General features: G+C 73.2%; 8 protein-coding genes. 6 read left to right on the top strand and 2 right to left on the bottom strand.

Annotated elements, in window-relative coordinates:
* Window positions 1-243 precede the first annotated feature (243 nt).
* Window positions 244-993, top strand: a complete 750-nt coding sequence (locus ACTHMS_RS12045; protein WP_440306908.1) for a class I SAM-dependent methyltransferase — start codon at window positions 244-246, stop codon at window positions 991-993.
* Here ACTHMS_RS12045 and ACTHMS_RS12040 read toward each other — a convergent pair whose 3' ends face one another.
* Window positions 994-2106 (bottom strand): glycosyltransferase, encoded by a 1113-nt coding sequence (locus tag ACTHMS_RS12040; RefSeq protein WP_440306907.1) that lies wholly within the window; start codon window positions 2104-2106, stop codon window positions 994-996.
* Window positions 2107-2203: 97 nt separating this feature from the next.
* Here ACTHMS_RS12040 and rfbA point away from each other — a divergent pair, with 97 nt between their 5' ends.
* From rfbA to ACTHMS_RS12015, 5 genes are all read left to right on the top strand, one after another.
* Window positions 2204-3094 carry a glucose-1-phosphate thymidylyltransferase RfbA gene (gene rfbA, locus ACTHMS_RS12035; RefSeq protein WP_440306906.1) on the top strand — a complete coding sequence of 297 codons (891 nt, stop codon included), beginning with the start codon at window positions 2204-2206 and terminating at the stop codon, window positions 3092-3094.
* Window positions 3091-3654, top strand: coding sequence for a dTDP-4-dehydrorhamnose 3,5-epimerase family protein (locus tag ACTHMS_RS12030; RefSeq protein WP_440306905.1), 564 nt, complete (start codon window positions 3091-3093; stop codon window positions 3652-3654). The genes rfbA and ACTHMS_RS12030 overlap by 4 nt, the downstream gene beginning before the upstream one ends.
* A gap of 21 nt (window positions 3655-3675) precedes the next feature.
* Window positions 3676-4671 carry a dTDP-glucose 4,6-dehydratase gene (gene rfbB / locus ACTHMS_RS12025; protein WP_440306904.1) on the top strand — a complete coding sequence of 332 codons (996 nt, stop codon included), beginning with the start codon at window positions 3676-3678 and terminating at the stop codon, window positions 4669-4671.
* A gap of 10 nt (window positions 4672-4681) precedes the next feature.
* On the top strand, window positions 4682-5533 hold the full coding sequence (gene rfbD, locus ACTHMS_RS12020; protein ID WP_440306903.1) for a dTDP-4-dehydrorhamnose reductase: 852 nt from the start codon (window positions 4682-4684) through the stop codon (window positions 5531-5533).
* 289 nt (window positions 5534-5822) lie between these two features.
* Window positions 5823-6377, top strand: coding sequence for a hypothetical protein (locus ACTHMS_RS12015; protein WP_440306902.1), 555 nt, complete (start codon window positions 5823-5825; stop codon window positions 6375-6377).
* Window positions 6378-6438: 61 nt separating this feature from the next.
* Here the strand turns inward: ACTHMS_RS12015 and ACTHMS_RS12010 are convergent.
* Window positions 6439-7564, bottom strand: a 1126-nt coding sequence (locus tag ACTHMS_RS12010; protein WP_440306901.1) for a sugar transferase, incomplete at its 5' end; no start/stop codon positions are given.

Below are 7564 nucleotides of genomic sequence, written 5' to 3'. Positions count from 1 at the left end.
CAGCGGAGCTCATCTGTATCTGCATCTGCCGCCTGACATTGCAGCTGTGCTGCGCTGCGGGGGGCCCCCCCGCCGCCGGGGCGGGGGCGGCGGGGGCGGGGGGGGCCGGGGCCGCCGGGGGGGGGGGGGGGCACCCGGCGCGGGCGGATGGGTTCGGTGCGGACGCGGCCGCACCGAGGCTGCAACCCGCCTGAGCCGCGTCGATTCGACGTGCCCGCCCCGATCGCTACGCTCCGTCACACCATGAACCAGACCGGACCGACCCAGACCGGGCCCCTCGGCTCGTCGCGCCTGTTCCGCGACCACCGCCTCGGCGTCGACAGCGCGGTGACGCTGTTCCTGATGGTGCAGGCGCTCGCCACCGACGCGTCGGTGCTCGTGGATGTCGGCTGCGGGCGCGGCGCCATGGTCGATCCGCCCGCCGCCAGCGGCGAGCGCAGCATCCAGGACCTGCGCGCCCCGGGCCGTCGCGTGATCGGCATCGACATCGACCGCGCGGGCTTCGAGAACCCGGTGGTCGACGAGTTCCGCATGATCGAGGGCGGCCGGTGGCCGCTCGACGACGAGTCGGTCGACCTCGCCTACTGCGACTGGGTGCTCGAGCACGTGGCCGACCCGACCGCGTTCGTCGACGAACTGCACCGGGTGCTGCGTCCGGGCGGGGCGTTCGTGGCGCGCACCGTGTCGAAGCGCTCGCCGCTGTCGCTCGGCGCCCGGCTGGTGCCGAACGAGCGGCACTCGGCCGTCGTCGGCCAGCTGCAACCGGGACGCGAGGAGGTCGACGTCTTCCCCACCGTGTACGCGATGAACACGGTGCCCGACCTGCGCGCGGTCCTCGAGCCCCGATTCGAGTGGGCGGCGAGCTTCCACCCGGGCCTGTCCGAGTACGTGCGCCGGTTCCCCCGCACGGCCGAGGCGGTCGCGGCGATCGAGGCGCGGCTGCCGCGGCGCCTGCAGATGGTGCTCATCGTCAGTGCGCGCAAGCGCGGCTGATCAGCGGGCGCGTCCCGTCGCGGCCGCGGTGACGAGCGCGTCGCGCAACACCCCGGCCGTGCGCGTCCAGGTGTAGCGGGCGGCGAAGACGCGGGCCGCGTCGAGCTGCTCGGGGGGGCGGGCGAGCGCCTGCTCGACGGCGGTCGCGACGTCCGCCGCGGCGGTGGTCGGTGCGACGGCCGCGTGGCCGCCGGTGACCTCCACCAGGGCCGGGTCGGACGAGACCACGAGCGGGACGCCGAGCCGCATCGCCTCGACCGCCGGCAGACCGAAGCCCTCGAAGTCGGAGGGGAAGACGATGAGCGCCGCCCCGGCGAAGATGCGGCGGAACTCGTCGTCCTCGACCCAGGGCAGCGGACGCACGTCGTCGGCGACACCGAGCCGGGCGGCGAGCTCGGCGACCCGGGTCTTGCCGGCGCCGGGCAGCCCGCTGATGGTCAGCTGCGGCACGTCGCCGTCGCGGCGGCGTGCCAGCTCGGCCCAGGCCTCCACCACCTCGTCCACGTTCTTGTTCGGGAAGTGGCCGAAGGCGAGCGCGTACGGGCGGGCGCCCGGCTCGGGCTGCGGCGCGGGCCAGTCGTCGACGTGGTCCGCGCCCAGGTGCCAGACCGGGGCGGGTGTCGCCGCGAGTCGCGGGTGCAGCCGCCGCAGGTCGTCGCGCGTGCTGGCCGAGATCGGCAGGATCGCGGCCGCACGACGCAGGTTGTAGCCCCACGAGACGGCCCGCTGCACCCGCTGCGCCCGGCTGAACTGGTGCGGGCGCACCTCGTGCCGCAGGTCGAGCAGCGACACCACCCGCGGGATGCCGATGTCCTTCATCGCCGAGGCGGCGACGGTGCACCACAGCACCTCGGCCCGCACCTGCCGGGCGATCCGCTGGGTCTCGAAGGTCTGGGCGACGACGCGGCGCAGGATCGCCGGCGCGCCCGGCGGCCGGTCGAGCGGCAGCCGGTGCACCACGACGCCGTCCGGCACCTCGAGGGTGGTGTCCGGCCCGATCAGCAGGTGCACCTCGTCGTCGGCGCCGACCTCGTGCCAGACGCGCAGCACGTTGCGCACGATGATCGAGTGGCTGCCCTCGAGGGCGGCCACGGCATCGACGAGCACGCGCACCGGGCGATGGTACGAGGGGCCCGGTCTCGGCGCGCCCCGCGGTGCACGCCCTCGGTATGGTCGGTCCTTCGACGAGGACAGGTCGGGAGGGAGCGCAGTGAGGGGCATCGTCTTGGCGGGCGGCTCGGGCACGCGGCTGCATCCGGTGACGCGTGCGGTGAGCAAGCATCTGCTGCCCGTCTACGACAAGCCGATGGTCTACTACCCGATCTCGATGCTGATGCTGGCCGGCATCCGCGAGATCCTGATCATCACCACCCCGCACGACCAGGAGCAGTTCGTGCGGCTGCTCGGCGACGGCAGCCAGTGGGGCATCTCGCTGCGCTTCGCGATCCAGCCCGAGCCGAACGGGCTGGCCGAGGCCTTCCTCATCGGCGCCGACCACCGCGCCGGCGGCCCCGCCGCCCTCGTGCTCGGTGACAACATCTTCTTCGGCCACGGCATGACCGGCCTGCTCACCGACGCGGTGTCGACGATCGACCGCGACGGCGGCTGCGTGCTGTTCGGCTACCGGGTGAGCGACCCCGAGCGGTACGGCGTCGCGGTGCTCGATGCCGACGGCGCGCTGGTCGACATCGAGGAGAAGCCGGCGCAGCCGCGCTCGGACCTCGCGGTCACCGGCATGTACTTCTACGACGAGCAGGTCGTCGACATCGCGCGCGGGCTGTCGCCGTCGGCCCGCGGCGAGCTCGAGATCACCGACCTCAACCGGGTCTACCTGCAGCAGGGACGCGCCTCGCTGGCCGACCTCGGCCGCGGCACCGCGTGGCTCGACACCGGCACCCACGACTCGCTGCTCGAGGCCAGCCAGTTCGTCCAGGTGCTGCAGCACCGGCAGGGCATCACCATCTCGTGCCTCGAGGAGATCGCGATGCGGCAGGGCCTCATCACCGGCGAGGACGCGCTCCGGCTGGCCGACCAGATGGGCAAGAGCAGCTACGGCGCTTACCTGCGCAAGGCCGCGACCGAGTTCCTGGCGGGGTCGTGACCGTCGAGGTCGTGCCGATGGCCGTGGAGCCGTCGGCGATCGAGGGCCTGTTCGTGATCCGCACCAAGGCGGTGACCGACGAGCGCGGGACGGTGCGCGAGTTCTTCCGCACCAGCGGCTTCGCCGAGGCCGGCCTGCCGGTGCCGGACCGGTGGGCGCAGGTGAACATGACCTGGACGCACCGCGGCGGCCTGCGCGGGCTGCACGGCGAGGCCATGACCAAGCTCGTCGGCGTCGCCTGGGGCGAGGCGTTCGGTGCGTACGTCGACACGCGCGCCGACTCGCCGACGCGCGGTGCCGTCGTCGTCGTGCCGCTCACGGTCGGCGTCCAGGTGCTCGTGCCGGCCGGCGTCTGCAACGGGTTCCAGGCGGTCGGCGACGGCGGCTGCCAGTACGTCTACTGCTTCGACGCCGAGTGGGCACCGGGCATGCCCGGCGTCGCCCTGAACCCGCTCGACCCGGCCCTCGGCATCGCCTGGCCGATCGACCCGGACGTCGACGACCCGGCGATGGTCTCGGCCAAGGACGCGAGCGCCCCGCTGTTCGCCGACCTCGTCTGACCGGTCTGCGAGACTCGTCCGATGCGTGTCCTCGTCACCGGCGGCGCCGGCTTCATCGGCGCCAACTTCGTCCACCGCACGGTCGCGCAGCGGCCCGACGTCGAGGTCACCGTGCTCGACGCCCTGACCTACGCGGCCAACGAGTCGACGCTCGACCCGGTGCGCGAGCGCATCACCTTCGTGCGCGGCGACATCGCCGACGCCGACCTCGTGGACACGCTCGTCGCGTCCACGGACCTGGTCGTGCACTTCGCGGCCGAGTCGCACAACGACAACTCGCTGCGCGACCCGTCGCCGTTCGTGCGCACCAACCTCGTCGGCACCTTCACCCTGCTCGAGGCGGTGCGGCGCCACGACGTGCGGTTCCACCACATCTCGACCGACGAGGTCTACGGCGACCTCGAACTCGACGACCCGGCGAAGTTCACGCCGCAGACGCCGTACAACCCGTCGTCGCCGTACTCGTCGACCAAGGCCGGGTCGGACCTGCTGGTGCGCGCCTGGGTGCGGTCGTTCGGTGTCGCCGCGACGATCTCGAACTGCTCGAACAACTACGGCCCGTACCAGCACATCGAGAAGTTCATCCCCCGCCAGATCACGAACGTCCTGTCCGGACGCCGGCCGAAGCTCTACGGCGCGGGCGCGAACGTGCGCGACTGGATCCACGTCGACGACCACAACGACGCCGTGTGGACGATCATCGAGCGCGGGCGGATCGGCGAGACCTACCTGATCGGCGCCGACGGCGAGCGCAACAACAAGGACGTCCTCGAGCTGATCCTCGGGCTGATGGGCCGGCCGCAGGACGAGTACGACCACGTCACCGACCGCGCCGGCCACGACCTGCGCTACGCGATCGACGCCACCCGGCTGCGCACCGAACTCGGCTGGGAGCCGCGGTACCGCGACCTGCGCGCCGGGCTCGAGCAGACCGTGGCCTGGTACACCGAGCACCGCGACTGGTGGGAGCCGATCAAGGCAGCCGTCGAGGCGAGGTACGCCGAGGCCGGCCAGTGAGGCCGCCGCGGTGAGGTTCCTGATCACCGGGGCGGGCGGGCAGCTCGGCGTCCACCTGCGGCGCGCGCTCGTCGACCCGTCCGACACCGTCGTGGCCCTGACCAGCCGCGAGCTGGACATCACCGACTCACGCGCGGTCGAGCACGCCGTCCGCACGCACCGGCCCGACGTCGTGATCAACGCCGCGGCGTACACGGCCGTCGACGCCGCCGAGTCCGACGAGGACACGGCGTACCGCGTCAATGCGACCGGCCCGGCCCTGCTCGCCACGGCCCTCGCGCAGCACGGCGGGCGGCTGCTGCACGTCTCGACCGACTACGTCTTCGCCGGCGACGCGACGCTGCCCTACGAACCGGACGACCCCACCGGCCCGCGCACCGTCTACGGGCGCACCAAGCTGGCCGGCGAGCAGGCCGTGCGCGAACTGCTGCCCGACGCCGGCTGGGTGGTGCGGACGGCGTGGGTGTACGGCGGGCCGTCGGCGAACTTCGTCGACACCATGCTGCGCCTGCAGGGCGAGCGCGAGACGCTCGACGTCGTCGACGACCAGCTCGGCTGCCCGACCTCCGCCGCCGACCTCGCCGCCGGGATGGTCGAGCTCGCCCGGTCGTCGGTGCCGGCGCAGACCCTGCACCTCGTCAACGACGGCCAGACGTCCTGGTGCGGGTTCGCGCGCGAGATCTTCCGGCTGACCGGCGCCGACCCCGACCGGGTGCACGCCGTCGACACCGCGGCCTTCCCGCGTCCCGCGCCGCGTCCCGCCTGGTCGGTGCTGTCGACCGCCGCCTGGACGGCCGCAGGCCTCACCCCGCCCCGCGACTGGCGCGCGGCGCTCGCCGACCACCTCGCCGCCCGGGACTGACCGCATCGCCGCCCGGGACTGACCGCATCGCCGCGCCGTTTCATACGACAGTTGTTGACAGCTCTGGCCGCCGGCGGGCAGTCCACCTGAGGGGGCATCTCGTACGACAGTTGTTGACGGCAGCGCACACCAGCGCACACCAAGTGCCCGGGAACCGCGGTGTCAACAACCGTCGTACGAATCGCGCCCCCTGATGCCCCTGGTTCGGAGACCCGGAGCAGACGAGCGCGGACAGCACCTGTGGACAACAAGTCCGGCACGGGGCGGCGCCCCGCTACCGTGCCCGTCCATGTCCGCACCGCCTCCACCGCCCGACCAGACAGCCGACAGCGCCGCCGACAGCGCCGCCGACGGGGCTGCCCACAGCGCCGCCGATGACGCCACGACCGCCGCCGCCCGACGGGTGGACCCGTGGGGCCAACCACCCGCGCCGTGGGGGCAACCCGCCGACGCGCCGTCGGTGGTAGCTCCGGCAGCGCCTGTCGTCCAGCAGGACCCCGCCGCGGCGGCCCGGTGGGAGGCGCAGCAGGCGGAGTTGCGAGCGTGGATGGATGCTCAGCTGGAGCGGGAGCGGGCCGAGGTCCAAGCACGCGAGGCGGCGCTCGCGCTCAAGCCGCGCCGGGTGCGGAAGGGCACCGGGACGACGGTGGTGCTGTCGATCCGACTCGACATCGACGAAATGCGGTCGCTCGAGGGGCGCGCCGCGCTGCTCGACATGAAGCCGACGGTGCTGGCGCGCAACCTGATCCGCACCGGGCTGCGGCAGCGGGGCGACGCCGGCCTCATCACTGCGGTCGAGCAGCTCACCGCGCTGGTCGACGAGATCCGCGGGTTGGTCGGATGAGCCGGCCGGCGCCGCGGGTTGGGGAGCGGGTCGAGGAGCGGGTCGAGGAGCGGGTCGAGGATCAGTAGGCGCCGCGGCCCCGGAGCACGGCCCACACCGTGCGCAGGATGATCGCGAGGTCGAGCCCGAACGACCAGTTCTCGACGTAGTAGAGGTCGAGGCGGACGGCCTCGTCCCACGGCAGGTCGCTGCGTCCGCTCACCTGCCAGAGCCCGGTCATGCCCGGCTTGACGAGCAGCCGGCGGTGCACGTGCGCGTCGTACTGCTCGACCTCCTCACGCAGCGGGGGGCGGGGGCCGACGAGCGACATGCTGCCGCCGAGCACGTTGAACAGCTGCGGCACCTCGTCGATCGAGAACTTCCGCAGGACGCGGCCGATCGGGGTCACCCGGGGGTCGCGGCGCATCTTGAACAGGGCGCCGGCGCCCTCGTTGACCGCGGCGAGCGCGGCCTTCTGCCGGTCGGCGCCGACGTACATCGAGCGGAACTTCCAGACGGTGATCTCGCGGCCGTGCGCACCCATCCGCGTGCTGCGGTAGAACGCTGGGCCCGCCGTGGTGAGGCGCACGGCGAGGGCGGTGAGCAGCAGGAACGGGGAACCGATGAGCAGCAGGAACGCCGAGCCGGCGATGTCGACGGCGCGCTTGGCGACACGGGCCATGCCGGTGAACTGCGGCTGGTCGACCCACATCAGCGGCAAGTTCTCGACCGGGCTGATGTGCAGACGCGGGCCGGCGACGTCGGTGAGCCCGGGCGCCATGACCATCTGCCGCCCGGTGCCCTCGAGCGCCCAGCCCAGCTCGCGGATGCGGCGCGGCCCCATGCCGGCGCCGGCGACGGCGACGATGTCGGTGCCGTGGGCCTCGGCGAGGGCGGCCGCCTGCGCCGTGTCGCCGAGCACCGGCACGCCGGGCGCGATCTCGCTGCCGATCTCGGCGTCCTCGACGCAGGCACCGATGACCTTGAGGCCGGCGAAGGACGCGCGGTTCGTGACGTCGACGAGGTGGTGCACGGTCTCGCGGGTGCCGACGGCCAGGATGGTGCTCGTCCACTCGCCCCTCGCCCGGTGGCGGTGCATGTACTTCCGAACCGTTAAGCGCCCGAGCACCATAAGCACCGCCCCGTGCGGGATCGACAGCGCGAGCACCGGCCGTTCCGCGTGGGTGTCGAGCAGGTACGCGACGATG

Source organism: Jatrophihabitans sp. (genome assembly GCF_051960575.1).
Lineage (GTDB): Bacteria > Actinomycetota > Actinomycetes > Mycobacteriales > Jatrophihabitantaceae > JBQCEE01.
The sequence above is the reverse complement of the archived record's forward strand: the minus strand, read 5'-3'. Positions and strand labels throughout refer to the sequence as shown.